This window comes from Paenibacillus aurantiacus (genome assembly GCF_042431225.1).
GTDB lineage: Bacteria > Bacillota > Bacilli > Paenibacillales > Paenibacillaceae > Paenibacillus_Z > Paenibacillus_Z aurantiacus.
On the sequence record NZ_JBHMDO010000053.1, the window covers coordinates 1 to 20,625 of the forward strand.

The following is a 20,625-nucleotide window of genomic DNA, read 5'->3' on the forward strand; positions in this document are numbered from 1 at the left end:
TAGCTCATTACTTCACTAGCTTTGACATATCGCTCATTGTTCAGTTTTCAAGGAACAAGTTGTTTCTTCGTTCATCGCCTTTGTCTCAGCGGCGACTTTAATAATGTATCACATTCGCCCACTCGATTGCAAGTGCTTTTTTTGAGAAAGTCTCTTGTTCAATCTTGAATTTCGTTCATGCTTGTCAGGCGCAAAGAGTAATTTATCACATTCGTGCTGTGTAGGTCAAGCCTACCTTATGATTTTCTCAAAGAACGGCTAACTGCAAGCCGAGAATTAAACCGATTCCGGGAATGCCAAGCAACACGACTGTACCAATGGTTGCCGGCGTAAGCGGTATTTCAAACCCGGGTAGTACGCCTGAATAGTTCAAGACGTACAAGACAAGCGCGGCCGTTACAAGATGCAGCCCGAATCGCTTCAACCAAATCCAGCTTAGCTTCTGTCTTAGCAGCACGATCAGCAGCAGCAAAGCCGACCCTATTAACATTGCCAGCCATACACTTTTCATTTCGCTTCCCCCCCATGCCACTTCGGCCATTGCGCATTAAGCGCCTTGGCTTTGCGCAGCAGCATCTCATATCGCTTCTCGGCCGCCTCTATCGCAAAAATCGCGTAATCGATCTGATCTTTCCCAAGCGCATATTCAAAATGCCTTAATGCATTGTCCCAATCCTGCTTCGCCACGCCGATTTCTTCTTTCAGCGCCAGCATCTCGCGGCTTATATCCTCAGGTTGACTGGCCACCCCAGGCCTTGCTTTATTCAATCCCAATCCGCTCTCCATCCGTTACAACGCCTCCTAGCTTGTCCGCTTTGAACCTGGATTTCCTGTTCAATCTAGGTGTATGTCCGAGATAGAGGAGATTAGAACTGCCCGCTGCAGATAAAAAAATCCCGCGAAGCTTCAGCAGCCTCGCAGGATTGTTCATGTGTCTATAATTCGCGGCGACCTTCCAGCGCCTTGGACAACGTCACTTCATCCGCGTACTCCAAGTCGCCGCCTACCGGCAGTCCATGGGCGATACGCGTGACTTTCAGTCCGAAAGGTTTGACCAGACGCGATAGGTACATAGCCGTGGCTTCCCCTTCGATATTCGGGTTGGTCGCCAAGATCAACTCCTGTACACGTTCGTCCGAGAGACGCTTCAGCAGCTCCGCTATGCGGATATCGTCCGGGCCCACACCCTCCATAGGAGAAATTGCGCCTTGAAGAACATGGTATTGCCCCTCGAATTCCTTGGTCCGCTCCATCGCTACCAAGTCTTTGGATTCCTGCACGACGCATATTACGGAATCGTCGCGCGTCTTGTCTTGGCAGATCCGGCACGGGTCGGTATCCGTGATGTTGCAGCAAACGGAACAATAATGAAGATTGCGTTTGACGCTCACGAGCGCTTTGGCGAAGTCGATGACATCGTCTTCCTTCATGCGCAGTACGTGAAACGCCAGTCTTCCGGCCGTCTTCGGCCCGATTCCGGGCAGACGGCTGAAAGCGTCGATTAGTTTGGCTATCGGTTCGGGATAATACAAGGACAAGCTCCTCTGCTAAGGGATCTTAGAACAGACCCGGAATCTTCATGCCGCCCGTGAACTTGCCCATGTCCTTGTTGGCCAACTCATCCGCTTTGTTGAGCGCGTCGTTCACTGCTGTCAGCACCAGGTCTTGCAGCATATCGATGTCGTCCGGATCCACTGCTTCCGGCTTGATGACGATACTTTGTAGGTTCTTGTGACCGTTCACGACAACGGTCACGACGCCGCCACCTGCGGAGCCTTCCACGCTTTTCGTTGCCAGCTCCTCTTGCGCTTTCATCATTTGCTCTTGCATCTTCTTAACTTGCTTCATCATTTGGTTCATGTTGTTCATATGGTGACGCCTCCTTATTGGTTATGTTTGCTTATTAGATTATGGTCATTTGTCCTCGACGACCACGAGGTCCTCGCCGAAAAGCTTGACGGCTTCTTCTACCCATTCCGGCTGCTTGCTGCCGCTGACTGGCTCATCCTGCTGCTGCATCTGCAGCGGCTCGGCTTCCTTCGCCGGACCGGAATCGAACGCGGCCTGCCAGTCCTTCGCCATAACGGTCGCCAAGTGGACAGGCCTACCAAACGTATCATGAAATACGCGTTCAATCAATTCGCGATTAGCCGGCTTCTCGGTTGTTTCGCGATGCATGGTGTTCTTAAAGGCGACCAGTACAGTGTTATCTGCCGCGGCTACCGGTTCTCCGTCTACCAGCCAAGCATGAACCGTAATCCGGGCATCTTTCACCCTTTGCAAAATTTCGCCCCATCGGTTGCGAACTTGAACGGTTGCCTGGCTCTCCGCCGCGGCGACGTACGGATCCAACTTAACCGTACTGCGGGGTAGACCTCCACCGCCACCCGCTCCGCGAAACGCCCCCTTGTTCCCGCCTTTGCTCGGTTCAGGGGCGCTGCCCGCGCCTTCTACGCGAATGCCCGACTTAGCGAGTTCCGTTAGCCGGCGTTCGAGGGAATCGATGCGCTGCTGCAGCCGCGTCACTTCCTCGCCTCCCGCGGATCCGCCGGACGCCTGTGCTGGCGCGCGCTCCGCGCCGCTGCCTGGAATCGTGCTGACTTTCATAAGGGCGACTTCGAAGATGGTCTGCGGCAGTGCGGCATGCCGAATTTCATTCTGATATTGGTTCAGAATATCGATCATGCGGAACAGACGCTCCGTGCTGAACGCTTCCGCCGTCGCTTGGTAGCGCTCCGGGTCTACGATCCGTTCGGTGGACGCACGGCCGCCCGGCGCAAGCTTAAGCACGAGCAGGTCCCTGAAATAGTAGAGCAGATTCTCCAGACACTTGTCCGGACTCTTGCCCGCCTGCATTAAATTCTCCACGATCGGAAGAATCAAAGCCGCGTTGCCCGCTTGTATCGCATCCGCAAGCTGGCTGAACTGCTCCGCCGCCAGGCCGCCGGTGACCTCGACCGCTCCATCCAGCGTGATGCTGCCGCCACCGAAGGCCGCCGCTTGCTCCAACAGACTGATCGCGTCACGCATCCCGCCGTCCGACAACCTCGCGATATAGGACAACCCGTCCGCCTGCGCTTCGATTCCCTCCGCATCGCAGATCTGGCGCAGCCGCTCCGTCTGCTCCGGAAGCGAAACCTGGCGAAAATCGAACCGCTGACAGCGTGATATAATCGTCGCCGGCAGCTTGTGCGGTTCAGTGGTCGCCAGAATGAAGATGACATGGCCCGGCGGCTCCTCCAATGTCTTCAGCAGCGCGTTGAAGGCTTCTGTCGTCAGCATGTGAACTTCATCTATGATATATACTTTAAACCGGACTTCGGATGGCGCATACCGCACCTTCTCCCGAATGTCCCTGATTTCATCGATGCCCCTGTTCGAGGCTGCGTCGATCTCGACTACGTCCATGACGGTACCGGCCGTAATGCCTTTGCAAGCATCGCATTCGTTGCACGGCTCGATCGCCGGACCTCGCTCGCAGTTGATGGCTTTCGCCAGCACTTTGGCCGTTGTCGTCTTGCCCGTGCCCCGAGGACCGTTGAATAGATACGCATGCGAGACGCGCTGCTCGCGAATCGCATTTTGCAGCGTCTGGATAATATGCTGTTGGCCAACCATATCCCTGAACGTCTGCGGACGCCAGGCGCGATATAAAGCGATATGTGACACGCAAGACCGTTCCTTTCGGGCTTTCTTTGCACCATGAGACACATGAGTGCAGCATGCTTTTATTATATCAGATCGCGTCAAGCAAGGCGAAACGACTATCGGCATCTTTTAGCGGCGATACGCGTTACGTTCCGGAGAAATACAAGATGACTTATATGCGTGAAACATATAAATTCTTGTATTTCAAGGCGAAACGACTATCGGCATCTTTTAGCGGCGATACGCGTTACGTTCCGGAGAAATACAAGATGACTTCTATGCGTGAAACATATAAATTCTTGTATTTCAAGGCGAAACGACTATCGGCGTCTTTTAGCGGCGATACGCGTTACGTTCCGGAAACATAGAGGGTGAAGTATAAGCGTGAAACATACCCACTCCTCTATGTGCGCAAAACTATCGAGTCCCCTATATGCAGGGTAAAGCAATGATGAAAAGAGCCCCTTCCTTCCGGTTCAGTGCCCTGATGGTGCCGCCGAACTCGTGGATAATGCGCTGACAGACGGATAGCCCCAAGCCGGTGCCGCTCGGCTTCGTCGTCACGAACGGATCGAATATTTTCTCCAGCATGGCCTCCGGAATTCCGTCACCGGTGTCCTGCACTTCGATCGTCACCATGGGCCGGCCTTCTTCTATCGCGCATCGGCCTTTGATCGTCAATATCCCCCCGTTCGCCATCGCTTCGATTCCGTTCTTGCAGATGTTCAAAAATACTTGTTTCAGCATCTCCCGATCCGCGAGCACGGGCTTAGCGCCTGTCTCGACCGCCCAGTCGACCACGACGTTATGCAGCAGCGCTTCACTCGAAATCATCGGCATCAAATCCTGCAGCACCTGCACCACGTCGACGTGATCGTAGAGAATGTTCTTCGGCTTGCTCAAGAGCAGAAATTCGCCGACCAAACTGTTAATTCGATCAAGCTCGGTCAGCATGATCTCGGTATACCCCGCTTCCTTCACCATTCCCTTGTCGGTCATCGTCTTTCGGAACATTTGGAGAAATCCTCGGATAGCCGTGAGCGGATTACGAATCTCGTGCGCGGCACCTGCGGCAATTTGTCCAATCATGGACAGCCTGTCGCTCCGCTGCACCTGCTGCTCGAGCGATCTTAAATTCGTGACATCCTTAAAAATGACGTACGCGCCTTCCGCCATGCCTGACGGTCCTCTCAGAAGCCCGACATCCATCAGCATCTCGCGCCGCTCATCTCCCCGCAGCCAAGTAAACGGATGATTGCGGACAGGAACGCCTTCCGCAAGCGTATGGCGAATCAGCTCGTATTCCCTGCCTCGTTGTTCGAAAAATCCGCCAACCGGCTCTTCAAGCGCGGAGGCCGCCTCCACGTTCAGCACTTGGCAAGCAAGTTGGCTTATATCCATAATCCTCGAATCGGAACGTAATAAGATGACACCGGTCTCTTCGTCCATCAACATGGTCTCCCCAAGCCGCTCCAGCAAATTGGGGCCGCTCGCCTCTCCCAGTTCCCGCAGCATCAGCACCGACTGCATGCCAGCCTCGGTCTCCGCATGAAGAACGAAAGCGGTTACGGTTATGCGAGTACCGTCCGCTCCAGTAAGCGTTAAAGATGACAGCGTGCCGGCGTCTTCTCCCGGGTCCCGCCGAAAACCGTATCCGGCTACAACCAATTGTTCAAATGATTGACTTTCAAATATATGCTCAGCGCCACATCCCATGAGCCCCTGCCTCGAATATCCGCTCCGGCGTTGGAAACATGCGTTGTAATTCGTGATTAGTCCGCGCTCATCCAGCACGAGAATCATCGTGTCCCGAAGGCGATTAATATGTACATCGAGCGCTTCCAAACTGAGCCGGACCAGCGGAGCAGGCGGAATACGATTCATGGTTCATCCCTCTTTTTATGCGATCCATTCTGGCGCTCTCGCGCCCTTGTGACAAGTACTTCCTACCATTCGCGAACGTATCGACAAAATCCTGCCAATATGCAAAAAAACACCTTCGCGACCCGCAGGCTGGCAAAGATGTTCGATGTTCATGTATTGTACCGTGCACCTGCCTCCGATACATGCGATCCGGGCGGTAACTTTACTCCTAGCTCGGGACAGGCACCCCTCCGGCACATGGACTAACTTGCTTATGGCTGCTTCCTTCCGGACCTGACCCGTTCACAAGCGTCCATTGCGGAGGACCCATCCGTCAACACTATTCGTAAAGACCAGCCCCACATCGACATAACCTCGGGCAGGAATTCAACCTCGCTAAAGCGGATTGCGAGTTACAGGGCACCGCTAACTCCCCATCTAGCACGGCAGAGATAAGTATATCGCGTTCTGTCCCAAGATGCAACCTCAAGGGGAAAGTTACATGTGGAGGCAAAACCCGGTCGCCCTCGCGCTTATTTCACCGTGTTGACGTGAATCGTGTAGCGGGGCATGTTGTACCGAAGCAGCCCGATGGCGCGATGACGCAGCTGCATTTCGTCAACGCCAGGCTTCGGCCGGATCGTCACGTAAAGGTGCGGACCTTGGAAAGAAATACTCATCTGCTGAATGCCTTTCAGCGTCTTCAACTGCTGCGTCGCCAGGCCGGCATCTGAACGGTAGTTGAGCTGCGATCCACTCCGCGTCAGCAGGTGCGGGTTGCTGTTGGACAGCCCCAAATAGCCGTCATTCCCGTACGACTGTGCTTGGGGGCCGCGATTGCCGTCATTGCCTCTTCCGCAACCCGATGCCACAAGAGCTGTCGCGAGCAGCATGACCGCGAGCAGCACTAGCGCACGAAACTTCCTGCCCAGGCCAAATCGTCTGCTTCGTTTGTTGTATAGGTTCGCCATATAAAAAAACCTCCTTCAAACCATAGGATGGCTGAAGAAGGTTCTTGTATTCTGCTAAATATCGGCAGACGATTAGATACCGTATTTCTTTTTGAACTTGTCGACGCGGCCACCTGCATCTACGAACTTTTGCTTACCCGTGAAGAATGGGTGACATGCGGAACAAATCTCAACGCGCAGGTTCTGTTTGATGGAACCGGACTCGAAGCTGTTGCCGCAAGCGCAAGTTACAGTAGTGACGTGGTATGTCGGATGAATACCTTGTTTCATCGTTCATTCACCTCTTTCTGCCCTGAGCCTCATGCGTGCCCAGAGTAATAACGCACATAGCGGATTATAGCATGTCAAAACGCAAGTCGCAACGTCTATCGCTATGCGGATTATGGATTATTTGCCAGGTACCGGCGGAACATGGGTGTAGGACCCGATAACCACATCCGGCAGCTCTTCTTTGAAAATCTCGAGCATTTGCTTCATGCCGTAAATTTCGCCCTTCGCCTTCGGGATGAGCTCCAAGTAACTCTCCGGGTCGATGTTCAGGTTACGCATTTGGATCAGTCTCAGACCGGTCCGCTTGACGAATCCGATCATCGCCTCCATCTCTTCTTCGCGGTCGGTAACGCCCGGGAAAATGAGATAGTTAATCGAGGTATACACGCCTTTGTCCGATGCATAACGCAGTGACTTCTCGACGTTCGCCAGCGTGTACGCTCTTGGCTTATAGTACGCATTGTAATGATCGTCCAAAGCGCTTATCGTGCTGACCCGCATCAAATTCAGACCGGCATCCACGATGGCACGCATATGGTCCGTCAATCCTGCATTGGTATTGATGTTGATATACCCCATATCCGTACGACTTCGCACGATCCGCATCGCTTCCACGATGATCTTGGCTTGGGTCGACGGCTCGCCTTCGCAGCCCTGCCCAAAGCTGATGATCGACTCCGGCGAATTGAGATGCTCCATCATCACTTCAACCACTTCGTCAACGGTCGGCCTAAAATTCATCCGCGTCTGCGGAGCCGGGAAGCCGCTGTCGTCCGGCTGCTCGGAAATGCAGCCGAAGCAGCCCGCGTTGCACGAATACGAGACCGGTACTGCTCCTTCCCAACGCTGCAGAAACGTATTGGACGAGGTTAAGCATTCGTAGCCTAGCGCGCAGTGCGAAAGATGCTTATACAAGCGGTTCTCCGGGTATTTGGCTAGTAAGCGCTCCACGCCGGATTCGACATCGCCACGGTCACAGTTATCGGGGTTCCAACGTTCCGGGTCGTCGGTCGCGTGCGCCGCCACATAGAAGCCCCCGTCTTTCCAAACAACGGCGGAGTAGCCGAACAGCGGCAGCTTCTGCGTCTTATCCGTCTTCATATAGCCCGGGATCGCCAGGCGGGTAAACCCTTGCGGCAGCAGCGCCCCTACAGCCTGCACGTCGCCGGGAAGCGGCCGCATGTTGCCCGAAGCGTCGATGCCGATCGGCCGCGTATAAGGCAGCCCTACTAATGTAGCCCCTTCGGGCAGCGGAATTAATTCGTCTTCCATCAGTTCCACGATCATATCGCCGCTGCGTCCGAGGCCCGTCCATTCAGGATGATCATATAAATTGCCTTGTTCATCCGCGTATACGAGATTCATGATGTCCTCCTAAACTGTCTTGCCGTTACGATACCGGCGTCGTGCGCGTGGTCCGGCGGCCCGCACTCGCGCCACTCGAACTACTGCTACTGCTGCTGCGCGGGGCAGGTGCCGTCGGCATATTTGACGTATCGAGCGAGGCCAAAAACTCTTCGTTCGTCTTGGTATCCGCCAGCTTCTTGAGGAAGCTATCGACGAATTCCATTGAATCATTCATGCTCTTGCGAATCGCCCATACTTTATCCAACGCTTCTTTCGTTAAGAGCATTTCTTCGCGGCGTGTACCAGAACGACGCATGTCGAGCGCCGGGAAAATGCGGCGTTCGGCCAGCTTCCGGTCCAGATGCAGCTCCATGTTGCCTGTGCCCTTGAATTCCTCGTAAATGATATCGTCCATCCGTGAGCCCGTCTCCACGAGCGCCGTCGCCAGAATCGTCAGGCTGCCGCCTTCTTCGATATTGCGCGCGGATCCGAAGAACCGCTTGGGACGGTGAAAGGATGCCGGATCGATACCGCCGCTAAGCGTCCGTCCGGACGGAGGGACGACCAAGTTATAGGCGCGCGCCAGACGCGTAATGCTATCGAGCAAAATAACGACGTCCTTCTTGTGCTCGACCAGGCGTAGCGCCCGCTCTAGGACCAATTCTGCGACTTTGATGTGATTCTCCGGCAATTCGTCGAACGTCGACGCAATAACTTCCCCTTTGACGGAACGCTGCATGTCGGTGACTTCCTCCGGCCGCTCGTCGATCAGCAGCACGAAAAGCTCGATATCCGGGTGATTGATCGAAATGCTGTTGGCAATCTCTTTCAACAACAGGGTTTTACCGGCTTTCGGCGGTGCAACGATAAGTCCGCGCTGGCCAAGTCCAACAGGTGCGAGCAAATCCATAATACGCGTTGAAGTTTTAGTTGGGGAATGTTCCAGCACCAATTTCTTTTGCGGATAAAGGGGAGTCAAGGCAGGAAAATGAAGTCGTTCTGCAGCTTGTTCGGGGCTTTCTCCATTAACGGCGTTTACCTGAAGCAGACCAAAATAGCGTTCATTTTCTTTCGGAGCCCGGCACTTGCCGGATACGAGGTCTCCCGTTCTCAAGTCGAATTTGCGGATCTGCGAAGCGGAGATATAAATATCCTCGGTGCTCGGCAAGTAGTTGATCGGCCTTAAGAATCCGAAACCTTCAGGCAAAATCTCGAGCACGCCTTGCATGAACATCAGCCCGCTCTTCTCGGCTTGCGCGCGCAATATCGCAAATATAAGTTCCTTCTTCTTGAGCTGCCCGTAGTACGGGATCTGGTATTGCTTCGCCAGCTTATACAGCTCGGTTAGCTTCAACTCTTCCAGATCAGCGATCTGAAGATCTGTCATATTCTCACCACTTTGTCCATGATCTTGATTCCTTCCATCATTGCCGGAATTGGCCCGGTCTATTCCGCTCCGGGCCTACCGGCTGCCAACTAGCTGGCAATTACTCGTTCTCGCGCCACACATCGGCGCCAAGAGCGCGAAGATTCTCGACCAAATTGTCGTATCCGCGGTCGATATATTCCACGCCTGAAATCTCGGTCACGCCATCCTCGACCGCAAGGGCCGCGACGACAAGCGAAGCGCCCGCGCGCAGATCGGCAGCACGTACCTTGGCCGCGTTAAGCGGTCCACCCTCGATAATGGCCGAACGTCCTTCCACGCGAATATTCGCGCCCATGCGTGAAAGCTCTGGAACATGTTTAAACCGATTGCTGTAAACATAATCACTTAATATGCTGACTCCCGCCGCTTGCGTAAGCAAACTGGTCATCGGAGATTGAAGATCGGTCGCAAACCCTGGGTACACGAGCGCCTTCACGTCGACTGCTTCGTAACGAGGCTGGCCGACGATCCGGATCGCTTCATCCATCTCGTACACATGAACGCCCATCTCTTGCAGTTTCGCCGTCACCGCTTCCAAATGCTTCGGAATGACATTATCGATGAGCACATCGCCCCGCGTCGCGGCGGCCATAATCATGTAGGTGCCAGCTTGAATCCGGTCCGGGATAATCGAATGGCGGCAGCCGTGCAGGCGTTCCACCCCTTCAATCCGAATCGTCTCGGTGCCCGCACCTTTGATTCTGGCGCCCATGGCGTTCAATAAAGTTGCTACATCTATGATTTCCGGCTCTTTGGCCGCATTCTCGATTATCGTCGAGCCTTTGGCCTTGGAGGCCGCCAACATAATATTAATGGTCGCCCCTACGCTTACGACGTCCAAATAAATCTTCGCGCCGCGCAGTTCCTTGGCGACGATGCGCACGGAACCATGGTCGTTCGTGACTTCCGCCCCGAGCGCCTCGAATCCCTTAATGTGCTGCTCAATCGGCCTCGGCTCGAAATTGCAGCCACCCGGCAGCCCTATGGTCGCTTCGCCGAATCTACCCAACATGGCGCCCATGAGATAATACGATGCCCGCAGCAGCTTAACGTTCCCGTTCGGCATCGGCTTCGACGTCATGACGGACGGATCAATCACGAACGCATCCCCATCCCAGCCCACGCTGCCGCCGAGTTCTTCCAAAATCTCGCTATACACCGCGACATCGCTAATGTGCGGCAGATTATCCAATATTACCGTCGACTCCGCCAAGATGGCAGCCGGAAGCAGCGCGACCGCGCTGTTCTTGGCGCCGCTGATCTGTACGGTGCCGCGCAGCGGGCGTCCGCCGCGAACCATTAATTTTTCCATGAACTCATAAATCCTCCCATTCGGAAAGACACCAGCGTTTCTCCCAAAAGTGAAGTGTACCGTGAATTTTCCGGATTGCTGTACGCTTGCGACTTGGCGACTCTCGGAACTAACTCCTGTATCCAAGCAAGAATGAGGGCAAGGTGAAACGTATGGCGCCGTGCTCGTCGGCGTCATCACGTCTCATTCCAAAGAAATACAAAATAATTGATAAGTGTAGAACTTATAAAACACTTGTATTTCAAAAAAAACGCCGGAAACAGCGCAGCCCGCCCCCAGCGAGAGTGCGGGAGGCTAGCGTACAAGCTGCTCGTTTCGCCGTTCTCTGTCGAGATGCGGGATCTCCGCCGCCTAGGGCTGCGTTTGCTTCCTATGTCATGTCATGCGGTTCCGGGCGTGCTTCTTTACGAAAAACGGACTTGACTTGTTATCCTGTGCCATTATACCACATCGCCGCCTCGTTTTGTACAACCCGGCAATCCCGCATCAACCGCGCAGGCAGGGGGATTCTCGCTTCGGTCAAGCATACAAAAAAAGGACCCTGAAATCAGGATCCCGTCGCGAACCAGCTGCCCGATCCTTTGCCCCGAAGCTGCATGTTTACCGCAATTCTCATCTCGTCAATGTCGAACGGCTTCGTAAAATGCATCAGCGCGCCATGGTCGGTCGCTTCCTTAATCATATCCAGCTCGCCATAGGCGGTCATCATAATGACTTTGATGTCCTTGTTGATGGCTTTCACGTGCTTCAATATCTCGAGCCCGTCCATACCGGGAATCTTCATGTCCAGCAGGACGAGGTCAGGCGATTCAGATCTGACGATTTCGAGCGCCAACTTGCCGTTGGAAGCTTGAAAAGTATTGTAGCCTTCGCTGCTGAACACTTCCATCAGCAAGACACGAATCCCGTTCTGGTCATCGACGATCAACACTTTCTTATTATCCAACCTGAAACCCTCCTAAAATCCGCGACGCCAGGCGACACGATTTGGTCAACTCTTCCATAATCGTTAATATATTCGCGCGCGTTGCCGCAATATCCTGCTTCGGCCGCGAAAAAAAACGGGGAATCCGCACCCGGCAGATTCCCCGTTGATCTTATTCCCGCTTATGCTTCCGAAACTTGCAGCGCCGCCTTCACGAAACCGCGGAACAGCGGCTGTGGACGGTTCGGGCGGGACGTGAATTCCGGATGGAATTGAACGGCCAGGAACCACGGATGATCCGGCAGCTCGACCATCTCGACGAGACGGCCATCCGGCGACGTGCCGGAGATGCGAAGGCCGGTCGCTTCGATACGCTCGCGGAATTCGTTATTGAACTCGTACCGGTGACGGTGGCGCTCATAGACCAGCTCGTCGCCGTATTCGCGCTCAGCCAGCGAGCCTGGAACGGTCTTGCACGGATACAGGCCAAGGCGCATCGTGCCGCCAAGATCTTCGATATCCTTCTGCTCCGGCAGCAGGTCGATGACCGGGTATGGCGTCGACGGGTTAATCTCCGAGCTGTTCGCGTCGAGCAAGCCCGTCACGTTGCGCGCATGCTCGATGACGGCTACTTGCATGCCTAGACAGATGCCGAAGAACGGAATGCGCTGCTCGCGCGCATAACGGATAGCGTTGATCTTGCCTTCGATGCCACGGTCGCCGAAGCCGCCTGGCACGAGGATGCCGGCAACGCCTTGCAGCTTGTCCGCCACGTTCTGCTCGGTCACTTCTTCAGCGTTGACCCAACGAACTTTCACTTCCGCATCCCATGCAAAGCCCGCATGGCTCAGCGACTCTACGATGGAGAGGTAGGCGTCGTGGAGAGCGACGTACTTACCGACGATCGCGATCTCGGTCGTACGCTTCAAGTTCTTCACGCGATCCACGAGCCCCTGCCATTCGGTCATGTCCGGCTCGCCCGCGTTCAGCTTGAGGTGGTTCACGACGAAGTCGTCCAACCCTTGCTCGCGAAGCATCAGCGGCACTTCGTAAAGCGTCGGCGCATCGATGCATTCGACGACCGCATTCGCGTCGATATCGCAGAAGAGCGCGATTTTGCGCTTCAATTCTTCGGCGATCGGCTGCTCGGTCCGGCATACGATGACGTTCGGCTGGATCCCGATGCTGCGCAGTTCCTTGACGCTATGCTGCGTCGGTTTCGTCTTTACTTCGCCCGCTGCTTTGATGAACGGAATCAATGTAACGTGCACGTACATGACGTTGTCGCGGCCGATGTCGCTCTTAATTTGGCGGATCGCTTCGAGGAACGGCAAGCTCTCGATATCGCCTACCGTACCGCCGATCTCCGTAATGACCACGTCCGAACCGGTTTCTTTGCCGGCGCGGAACACGCGGTCCTTGATTTCGTTCGTAATATGCGGAATTACCTGCACCGTACCGCCGAGGTATTCACCGCGGCGCTCTTTGGTAATAACGGTCGAGTAAATCTTGCCGGTGGTCACGTTGCTGTTCTTCGACAGGTTGATGTCGATGAAGCGCTCATAGTGGCCTAAATCAAGGTCTGTCTCCGCGCCGTCGTCGGTGACGAACACTTCTCCGTGCTGGTAAGGACTCATCGTGCCCGGGTCCACGTTAATGTAAGGATCGAACTTCTGGATCGTCACTTTCAGACCCCTGTTCTTAAGCAAACGGCCGAGCGACGCCGCCGTGATACCTTTACCCAGAGACGACACGACACCGCCGGTTACAAAAATGTACTTGGTCACTGATGATACCCTCCACGCTAGTAAGTTAAAGTATAGGTTTACCCAAATTCCGCACAAAAATGGTGCTTAAAAAAGAAAAAAGTGACACCCGAATACGGGGGCACTTTTTGACTTTTGTCGTATATCTAATGTCCGAACTTGAAGCCCATGCAATAGTTTAATATGCCGGACATCCCGTGTCAAGACTGCAAAACCTGTGATTTACGTCTCGTTTACTTCTCGTCGTCGTCGTCCGGTTCCTCGGCTTCTTCGTCCTCAGTCTCTTCTTCGTCCGACTCCTCATCCTCGAGCTCTTCGTCGTCGATGAGCACTTCCTCGTCGACTTCCTCTTCGGTCTCGACTTCTTCGTCGAAGATCTCTTGATCTTCGTCGTACATATCGAAATCCTCTTCGTCCGCCGCGTAGGTTTCTTCTTCCTCGTCGTCGTTGTAGAGATCGTCGTCGTCGTCGTCGTTGATAATGCGCGGACGCTTCGCGTTCGTCACCGGATCTTCGTTACGCTCTACCGGATACCAGCGTTTCAATCCCCACATGTTGCTGCCGACGCACGCGAAACGGCCGTCGATGTTAATTTCCGTATATACTTGCGCAATCACCTGGTTGATTTCTTCTTGGGACAACCCCCGAACCTTCGCAATCTCCATCATTAGGTCCCGGTAATAAAACGGCGTATTGGCGGCTTTCAGCAATTCAAACGCCAAGTCGACCATCGGCATTTCCTTTACGCGCTCCGGATCGAGTTTCAACGTGAACTCGCTCATGGGTACACTCCCTCTCGTACGAATGCGAAACGTCTCTTCGCTGCTTGTGTTCCTTTTTCAACCTATAGTAAAACCTATTTTTTTCAAAAAAGCAAGCTTGGACGCGCGCATTGGCGAAATGCTGCCCGGTTCACGACCGTGCAAGCCAATTCGCCTTGGCGATATGCTGCCCAACCTACGGTTGCACAAACCAATTCGCCGGGGCGATATGCTGCCCAACCTACGGTTGCACAAACCAATTCGCTAGGGCCAAATGCTGCGTAACCCACGGCTGGGCGAACGAATTGGCCGGGCTGAAACGCTGCCCAAAAGTCGGTTGCGGCAAGCCAAGTTCGCCTTGACGACAACTGCCCGGCCCTCGGCCGCGCAAACCAAATGGCTAGGCCATATGCTGCCCGGCCCTCGGCCGCGCAAACCAAATGGTTAGGCCATATGCTGCCCGGCCCTCGGCCGCGCAAGCCAAATCGTTTGGCCAAATGCTGCCCGGCCCTCAGCCGCGCAAGCCAAATCGTTTGGCCAAATGCTGCCCGGCCCTCAGCCGCGCAAGCCAAATCGTTTGGCCAAATGCTGCCCGGCCCTCGGCCGCGCAAACCAATTGGCCTGCCTACAACGAAAATAGCGGAGGGCTGCGCCCTCCGCTCGACTGTATCCCTCCCGCTGCCGGCTTGCGTTAAGCCGCTTTGGGAATCAAGAACCGCTGCCGCGGCTCTTCCTATATAGTATGAACGCCCGCGTGAATTGACACTATTCGCCGCCTATTTTGCTCGAATAAAGGTCACTTGCTCATACGGCTTGGAACGCTCGGTCATACAATACCTCAGCAGTTCCGCCGTAGGAGGGGACGCCAAATTTGGACAGAACCGAGATACTCCGTTGGTTGCATCGTAAACTGGCCGCGCCCGCCACGGGCACGAAGCGGCGGATCGTCCGTTTTCAGCGGCACGGCGACTATAAGCGGTTTCTGGATGTCTGGACCGAATGGGCCGCATCATCCGCAATGCGGGATCGCGTGCGCCATTTGCCGCTCATTCGCGGCTTCTCGTTCCCCGAGGAGGGAGGAGCTTCGTCCCGCTTTCCCACCGGGGCCGTTTGGCTGGAGGAAGATCGGCCGGTCGTCGTGGACGCATCAAGCATCATGCCCAAGCCGACCACCGCGGATCGCGGGATCCCTTGGGGCGTGCAGAAAATCAAAGCTCCGCTCGCCTGGAGTTCGACGACCGGCCACCGGATCAAAGTCGGCGTCATCGACACGGGCGTCGATTTCAATCACCCCGATCTCAAACAGTCGCTTGGCCGTGGAATTAATCTGCTCAATCGAAGCGCGCTTCCCTTCGACGACAACGGACACGGCACGCATATCGCGGGTACGATCGCTGCGGCCAACCAGGTCCATGGCATGATCGGCGTCGCGCCCAGGGCGACCGTCTACCCCGTTAAGGCGTTCGACAACAACGGGAGCGCCTTCGTCTCGGATATCGTGCTTGGCATCGAATGGTGCGTCAATAACGGCATGAACGTTATCAACATGAGTTTCGGTATGAAATCGCGCAGCAAATCGCTGCTTTCCGCCGTCAACTACGCGTACAATTCCGGCGTCATCATTGTCGCGTCCTCCGGCAACGACGGCAAGCGCAAAGCCGTCGATTACCCGGCCCGCTACCCGCAGACGATTGCGGTCGGCGCCACGACCCGGCTGCGGCGAATCGCCCCGTTCAGCAACCGCGGCATGCATATCGATATTTACGCGCCCGGCGACAAAATCTTGTCGGCATGGCTCCGCGGGAAGTACAACGAAATGAGCGGCACGTCCATGGCTACCTCGCACGTCAGCGGCGCCATTGCCCTACTGCTCGCCAAGCACCCCGATCTATCGCCTGGCGATATTAAAATGATCCTCAAGAAGTCGATGGTGCCGCTGCGAGGCACCAAGGTGCCGCGTTTGACCGGGGAACTGGACATTCAACGCATGCTGAACGCCGCCGATCGTTAAGGCAGGCCATCGCCGTGCTAGGCGCAGCACTATTACCACCGGCCACATGAACGAACGTGCGTTTACGCGCGTCCATCAAGGCGGAGGGGGCTCATGCAGAAGCATCAGGCACAAGGAATCTTCGCCCGCCGCTGTGCACATGCGGACTTACCGCCGCGCGTCGTTGAACACGGCCGAACTTTATTTTGACGGTGCGAGTTCTCTCGATACGCCCTCATGCGTGCGAGAACAGAAGAACCCGGGAGCAGACGCGGTCAGGCCGCGGTCTTTCCCGGGTTCTTGCCTATTGCGAGTGAACGTAAGAAGCCTACATGCGCTCCGGCGCGGATACGCCGATCAAGCGCAGGACGTTAGCCAGAACGGTGCGGACTGCCGACAGCAGCGCCAGACGCGCCTGGGTCTGCGCGGCGTCTTCCGTGATGACGCGTTCCGCCCGATAGTAGCTGTGGAATAGCGCGGCCATCTCGTACACGTAGCGTACGAGGCGATGCGGCGCATATTGTTCCGCCGCTTCGGCGATTTCCTGCGGCAGCTCGCCCATTTTGCGAAGAAGATCGTATTCGTGCTCGGTCGATAGCTTGGAGAGATCGATCTCTGCCAGCCCCGCCAGCGTAACGCCCTGCTCCTCGGCTTGACGGAATACGCTGCAAATACGCGCGTGTGCATACTGCACATAGAATACCGGATTCTCGTTGGACGTCGAAATCGCCAGATCCATATCGAAATCCAGATGGGAATCCATGCTGCGCATCGTGAAGAAATAGCGGATCGCGTCGACACCGACCTCGTCCATCAAGTCTTCCATCGTGACGGCTTTGCCCGTCCGCTTGGACATCTTGACTTTCTCGCCATCCTGGAACAGGCTGACCATCTGCGCGATGAGGACGACGAGCTTCTTCGGATCGTTGCCGAGCGCCTCCATTGCCGCCTTCATGCGCGGGATGTAGCCGTGATGGTCAGCGCCCCAAATGTTGATCATCCGGTCATAGCCCCGGCCGTACTTGTCGCGGTGGTACGCCACGTCTGGCGTCAGGTACGTGTACGAGCCGTCGTTCTTCACGAGCACGCGGTTCTTGTCGTCGCCGTACGCCATCGTATTCAGCCACGTTGCGCCGCCTTCTTCGAACACTTGGCCGCGCTCGCGAAGCGCCTCAAGCGCCTGCACGACCTGATTGTTCTCGTAAAGGGACGTCTCGCTGAACCAGCTGTCGAAGCCGACGCGGAACCGGCCCAGGTCGCGCTTGATCTTGTCGAGTTCCCGTTCCAAGCCGTATTGGCGGAAAAACGCGTAGCGTTCTTCTTCCGGCAGTGCCAGCAGGCGATCGCCTTCTTGTTCGGCCAGCTCCTTCGCGAAGCCGACGATGTCCTCGCCGTGATAGCCGTCGGCCGGCATCTCGGCGTCTTGGCCGAGCGCCTGCTTGTAGCGCGCCTCGATGGAGAGCGCCAGATTCGCGACTTGGTTGCCGGCATCATTAATGTAATATTCGCGCGTAACTTCATAACCCGCGTAGTCGAGCACGTTGCACAACGCGTCGCCGACTGCCGCGCCGCGTGCGTGGCCAAGGTGTAGGCTGCCCGTAGGGTTGGCGCTGACGAACTCGACCTGCACGCGCTGGCCGCCGCCCGCGTTCACGCGGCCGTAGTTCTGGCCTTGGCCGAGCACGTCCGCGATGACCGGATGCAGATAGCTGCGGTCCAGACGGAAGTTAATGAAGCCCGGGCCCGCGATCTCGGCAGACTGAATGGAGGCCTTGGCCGTATCCAGATTGGCCACGATCGCCTCGGCGATCTGGCGCGGGTTCTTCTTGGCGATCTTGGTCAGCTGCATCGCCGCATTCGTCGCCAGGTCACCATGCGCCTTCTCCTTTGGCACTTCAATCGCGAATACCGGCAATTCTTCCCGGCTCGCCAGTCCCGCCGCGACAGCAGCGTCGGCAATGGCCTCTCTGACTTTGGCATACAATTGTTCCAATACATTGGTTGTCATTCGAACATCTCCTCGTATGAATTGGGCGCCACGCCCTGTTTGTTCGCGAATGGTTGATTCAACCGCCTGTGCGCTTTACGCCGTAGGCGCTTCCGGTACTTCCTCGGCCTCGGCCAGCAGGCGGATGCGAAACAGCCCGACCGATTCGCCGCCGACCCATAGTTTATATCGCCACTCCAGGAGCAGCGGCAGTGAAGGCCTAGGCAAATTGTCGGCAGTGCCGATGCTGCTCTCGTCGCCGGTCTGCATCCACAGCAGCAGCGTCTCCGTCTCGAGCGGGAACGTCGCGTGCTCGGACTTGTAGCGGCCCGGCAGCCGCTGACCGGCCGCGAAATTCTGCTCCGCTTCAATGCCGCCGTGCCGGGTGAGCCGCAATTCCCCTTCCCGCCACCTCACGGTGGTGCGGACTTCACCGTACGTCTCATCCCGCTCCTCATACCGGATGTAGACCGTCCTGTCCTTCCGGTACCACTCACCGGTGAGCTGATGCGCCTGCTTCTCGCCATCCACGTCGCTCTCAAGCATGATACGGACGCTTGCTTTATCGTTCATAGACGTAACTCCTGTCTCCCTCCATTGCGCGATCCGGCCAAGCCGCATGCGCTTGATCCCCGTAAGGTGAAATGCTGCGCCGTCCATGCGGCATAGCGTGTCTCCTTCCGGAGAAATACAAAATGATGAATAAGCGTGAAACGTATTAGTTCTTGTATTGTAAACAAGGCGAACCGGCTGACGCCGTCTTCGTCGGCGAGGCACGTTTCATTCCGGAGAATTCTAAGCTCGTTCATCCATGCGAAGCTTATAAATTCTTAGAATTCAAAAAAGCCCCCGTCTCCGAAAGAGACGGAAGGCTATCCGTGGTACCACTCTTCTGAAACCCGCGCATCGGCTCTTCAAGCGCCGGGCGGCGTTCCACTTGGCAGGATAACGGCCTGTGCCGGGTCTCCCTACCCGCGAGCGGCGGACTTGCCTCTCGCTTCAGGAAACCGACTCCCGGGTGCGCTTCCGGCTGCGCTTCCGTACCGGCTCCCACCACCCCGGCTCGCTATGACGGCTCTCGCTAGCGTACTCTCCCGATCATTGTCGCTGAATTTGGTTCTATTATAGTCGTCTCCCGCCGAAAAAAGCAAGGGGCGGCAGGTACGCAGCAGAAGCGAAAGGCTGCCCGGCAGCATCGAGGCACCTATCCTCTAATCGCCCTGTCTTAGCTCCCCTTCACCGCGCGCATAGCCAACAATCGGCCGCCACGCTTCGATCCGATCCGCCGCGCCGCGCATTCTCGGGGTCGGGATCGGGCTCGTGGACGGCAGTTTCAGCACCGCGCGTCCTTCGGTGCACGGATGATGGCGAAAATGCTTCATGAACGTATCGTGCGCCTTGCTGCCGTTAAAGGCGAGGCAGCGAATGCCCGGATATGCCGCAAGCAGCTCCGGAATCGCATTGGGCAGCTCTGCTTTGATGTTCGCATCCAGACTGCCCTCTCGTTCGCCCGCAGCGATGACATCCCAGAGCGCAAGATGGTTCTGTGCCGCGAACGCCAGCCGGCGCGGATAGTCCGCCTCCGGTGCCGCCCCATCGCTGAACAGCGCGTAGACGACCGTCCAAAAATAGTTGCGGGGGTTCCCGTAATACTCTTGAATCTGTAAGGATGCGTCTCCAGGCAAACTGCCCATGATCAGCACCCGCGCCCGCTCGTCGATCACGGGCGGGAACGATTGTTTCCGCACGACTCTCGCTCCTTCTTGCGGCCAGCGAAGAATAAGGCGCCAGCTCCCTTGCCGCGCCTTGCAAGATACACCAAGGCGGGTTTCCCGCGGCGAGCAAAGCCGATGTCTGTGCCTCAACCATCTTCTCGAAGCCGGGCACGCAGGCCTGGGATGGCTGCAGGTCGTGTCCTACGCCTCTTCCGTCCGGCGCGAGGCCGGCGGCTGGCCGTTCATTTTCTCGATGCGCGCGCAAATCTCGTGCTGCCACTCCGCGTCGCCCGTCATGGAAGCGACCAGCGACAGGTTGTACAAGTTGGCCAACTGCCTGCAGTAGACCGCGTTCGCCGCCAAGCAATGCTCGAAATCGGCCGACTCCGCATCCGACAGCCTCCGCTTCGTCCGCAGGATATACAACTCCGCCAAACGTTCGTGAACCGGTAAAATGCCCATTGTCCCACGCTCCCTTTTCGCCTTAGGAAAATGCTGCGCACCCTATCGGGTTCGCAAACCAATTACCTGTAGGTAAATGCTGCGTTCCTTATCCGGAACGCAAACCAATTACCTCTAGGTAAATGCTGCGTTCCTTATCCGGAGCGCAAACCAATTACCTGTAGGTAAATGCTGCTCTC

General features: G+C 56.0%; 19 protein-coding genes and 1 other RNA gene. 1 reads left to right on the forward strand and 19 read right to left on the reverse strand.

What is annotated here, in order from left to right:
• Nucleotides 1–247: 247 nt before the first annotated feature.
• From ACFFSY_RS32405 to rpoE, 15 genes are all read right to left on the reverse strand, one after another.
• On the reverse strand, nt 248–511 hold the full coding sequence (locus ACFFSY_RS32405; RefSeq protein WP_377502212.1) for a pro-sigmaK processing inhibitor BofA family protein: 264 nt from the start codon (nt 509–511) through the stop codon (nt 248–250).
• Nucleotides 508–786 carry a DUF2508 family protein gene (locus tag ACFFSY_RS32410; RefSeq protein WP_377502214.1) on the reverse strand — a complete coding sequence of 93 codons (279 nt, stop codon included), beginning with the start codon at nt 784–786 and terminating at the stop codon, nt 508–510. The genes ACFFSY_RS32405 and ACFFSY_RS32410 overlap by 4 nt, the downstream gene beginning before the upstream one ends.
• Nucleotides 787–935: 149 nt before the next feature.
• Nucleotides 936–1,532, reverse strand: coding sequence for a recombination mediator RecR (gene recR / locus ACFFSY_RS32415; RefSeq protein WP_377502218.1), 597 nt, complete (start codon nt 1,530–1,532; stop codon nt 936–938).
• Nucleotides 1,533–1,557: 25 nt separating this feature from the next.
• A complete protein-coding gene (locus ACFFSY_RS32420) occupies nt 1,558–1,869 on the reverse strand; it encodes a YbaB/EbfC family nucleoid-associated protein (protein WP_377502221.1) in 312 nt (103 codons plus the stop codon).
• Nucleotides 1,870–1,914: 45 nt separating this feature from the next.
• Nucleotides 1,915–3,669, reverse strand: a complete 1,755-nt coding sequence (dnaX, locus tag ACFFSY_RS32425; protein ID WP_377502224.1) for a DNA polymerase III subunit gamma/tau — start codon at nt 3,667–3,669, stop codon at nt 1,915–1,917.
• A 408-nt stretch (nt 3,670–4,077) separates the two neighbouring features.
• The gene (locus tag ACFFSY_RS32430) at nt 4,078–5,532 is read right to left on the reverse strand and encodes an ATP-binding protein (protein WP_377502227.1); all 1,455 of its coding nucleotides are present in this window, start codon (nt 5,530–5,532) and stop codon (nt 4,078–4,080) included.
• Nucleotides 5,533–5,693: 161 nt separating this feature from the next.
• Nucleotides 5,694–5,958, reverse strand: an RNA gene (ffs, locus tag ACFFSY_RS32435) — signal recognition particle sRNA large type.
• Nucleotides 5,959–6,044: 86 nt separating this feature from the next.
• Nucleotides 6,045–6,482 carry a hypothetical protein gene (locus tag ACFFSY_RS32440; protein WP_377502230.1) on the reverse strand — a complete coding sequence of 146 codons (438 nt, stop codon included), beginning with the start codon at nt 6,480–6,482 and terminating at the stop codon, nt 6,045–6,047.
• A gap of 72 nt (nt 6,483–6,554) precedes the next feature.
• Nucleotides 6,555–6,752 carry a 50S ribosomal protein L31 gene (gene rpmE, locus ACFFSY_RS32445; protein WP_377502233.1) on the reverse strand — a complete coding sequence of 66 codons (198 nt, stop codon included), beginning with the start codon at nt 6,750–6,752 and terminating at the stop codon, nt 6,555–6,557.
• A gap of 117 nt (nt 6,753–6,869) precedes the next feature.
• Nucleotides 6,870–8,117, reverse strand: a complete 1,248-nt coding sequence (locus tag ACFFSY_RS32450; protein WP_377502236.1) for a radical SAM family protein — start codon at nt 8,115–8,117, stop codon at nt 6,870–6,872.
• Nucleotides 8,118–8,142: 25 nt separating this feature from the next.
• Nucleotides 8,143–9,486: a transcription termination factor Rho gene (gene rho, locus ACFFSY_RS32455; protein ID WP_377502239.1), complete on the reverse strand. Its 1,344-nt coding sequence runs from the start codon at nt 9,484–9,486 to the stop codon at nt 8,143–8,145.
• Between the two features lie 100 nt (nt 9,487–9,586).
• On the reverse strand, nt 9,587–10,840 hold the full coding sequence (gene murA / locus ACFFSY_RS32460; protein WP_377502242.1) for a UDP-N-acetylglucosamine 1-carboxyvinyltransferase: 1,254 nt from the start codon (nt 10,838–10,840) through the stop codon (nt 9,587–9,589).
• Nucleotides 10,841–11,387: 547 nt separating this feature from the next.
• Nucleotides 11,388–11,786: a response regulator gene (locus ACFFSY_RS32465; protein WP_377502245.1), complete on the reverse strand. Its 399-nt coding sequence runs from the start codon at nt 11,784–11,786 to the stop codon at nt 11,388–11,390.
• A 161-nt stretch (nt 11,787–11,947) separates the two neighbouring features.
• The gene (gene pyrG, locus ACFFSY_RS32470; protein ID WP_377502248.1) at nt 11,948–13,552 is read right to left on the reverse strand and encodes a CTP synthase; all 1,605 of its coding nucleotides are present in this window, start codon (nt 13,550–13,552) and stop codon (nt 11,948–11,950) included.
• A gap of 212 nt (nt 13,553–13,764) precedes the next feature.
• Nucleotides 13,765–14,313, reverse strand: a complete 549-nt coding sequence (rpoE, locus tag ACFFSY_RS32475; RefSeq protein WP_377502251.1) for a DNA-directed RNA polymerase subunit delta — start codon at nt 14,311–14,313, stop codon at nt 13,765–13,767.
• An 850-nt stretch (nt 14,314–15,163) separates the two neighbouring features.
• On the opposite strand from rpoE, the gene ACFFSY_RS32480 reads away from it, so the two are divergent.
• On the forward strand, nt 15,164–16,303 hold the full coding sequence (locus ACFFSY_RS32480) for a S8 family peptidase (RefSeq protein WP_377502254.1): 1,140 nt from the start codon (nt 15,164–15,166) through the stop codon (nt 16,301–16,303).
• 307 nt (nt 16,304–16,610) lie between these two features.
• Here ACFFSY_RS32480 and argS read toward each other — a convergent pair whose 3' ends face one another.
• From argS to ACFFSY_RS32500, 4 genes are all read right to left on the reverse strand, one after another.
• On the reverse strand, nt 16,611–18,290 hold the full coding sequence (gene argS, locus ACFFSY_RS32485) for an arginine--tRNA ligase (RefSeq protein WP_377502257.1): 1,680 nt from the start codon (nt 18,288–18,290) through the stop codon (nt 16,611–16,613).
• Between the two features lie 75 nt (nt 18,291–18,365).
• On the reverse strand, nt 18,366–18,842 hold the full coding sequence (locus ACFFSY_RS32490) for a YwiB family protein (RefSeq protein ID WP_377502260.1): 477 nt from the start codon (nt 18,840–18,842) through the stop codon (nt 18,366–18,368).
• Nucleotides 18,843–19,480: 638 nt separating this feature from the next.
• Nucleotides 19,481–20,017 carry a DNA-deoxyinosine glycosylase gene (locus ACFFSY_RS32495; RefSeq protein ID WP_377502262.1) on the reverse strand — a complete coding sequence of 179 codons (537 nt, stop codon included), beginning with the start codon at nt 20,015–20,017 and terminating at the stop codon, nt 19,481–19,483.
• 168 nt (nt 20,018–20,185) lie between these two features.
• Nucleotides 20,186–20,446, reverse strand: a complete 261-nt coding sequence (locus ACFFSY_RS32500; RefSeq protein WP_377502265.1) for a DUF7667 family protein — start codon at nt 20,444–20,446, stop codon at nt 20,186–20,188.
• Between the last annotated feature and the right edge of the window lie 179 nt (nt 20,447–20,625).

What these genes read in the sequence shown, in the direction of transcription:
- ACFFSY_RS32405 (WP_377502212.1), bottom strand. Translation starts at nt 511, where the DNA reads ATGAAAAGTGTATGGCTGGCAATGTTAATAGGGTCGGCTTTGCTGCTG.
- ACFFSY_RS32410 (WP_377502214.1), bottom strand. Translation starts at nt 786, where the DNA reads ATGGAGAGCGGATTGGGATTGAATAAAGCAAGGCCTGGGGTGGCCAGT.
- ACFFSY_RS32420 (WP_377502221.1), bottom strand. Translation starts at nt 1,869, where the DNA reads ATGAACAACATGAACCAAATGATGAAGCAAGTTAAGAAGATGCAAGAG.
- ACFFSY_RS32430 (WP_377502227.1), bottom strand. Translation starts at nt 5,532, where the DNA reads ATGAATCGTATTCCGCCTGCTCCGCTGGTCCGGCTCAGTTTGGAAGCG.
- ACFFSY_RS32440 (WP_377502230.1), bottom strand. Translation starts at nt 6,482, where the DNA reads ATGGCGAACCTATACAACAAACGAAGCAGACGATTTGGCCTGGGCAGG.
- rpmE (WP_377502233.1), bottom strand. Translation starts at nt 6,752, where the DNA reads ATGAAACAAGGTATTCATCCGACATACCACGTCACTACTGTAACTTGC.
- ACFFSY_RS32450 (WP_377502236.1), bottom strand. Translation starts at nt 8,117, where the DNA reads ATGAATCTCGTATACGCGGATGAACAAGGCAATTTATATGATCATCCT.
- rho (WP_377502239.1), bottom strand. Translation starts at nt 9,486, where the DNA reads ATGACAGATCTTCAGATCGCTGATCTGGAAGAGTTGAAGCTAACCGAG.
- murA (WP_377502242.1), bottom strand. Translation starts at nt 10,840, where the DNA reads ATGGAAAAATTAATGGTTCGCGGCGGACGCCCGCTGCGCGGCACCGTA.
- rpoE (WP_377502251.1), bottom strand. Translation starts at nt 14,313, where the DNA reads ATGAGCGAGTTCACGTTGAAACTCGATCCGGAGCGCGTAAAGGAAATG.
- argS (WP_377502257.1), bottom strand. Translation starts at nt 18,290, where the DNA reads ATGACAACCAATGTATTGGAACAATTGTATGCCAAAGTCAGAGAGGCC.
- ACFFSY_RS32490 (WP_377502260.1), bottom strand. Translation starts at nt 18,842, where the DNA reads ATGAACGATAAAGCAAGCGTCCGTATCATGCTTGAGAGCGACGTGGAT.
- ACFFSY_RS32500 (WP_377502265.1), bottom strand. Translation starts at nt 20,446, where the DNA reads ATGGGCATTTTACCGGTTCACGAACGTTTGGCGGAGTTGTATATCCTG.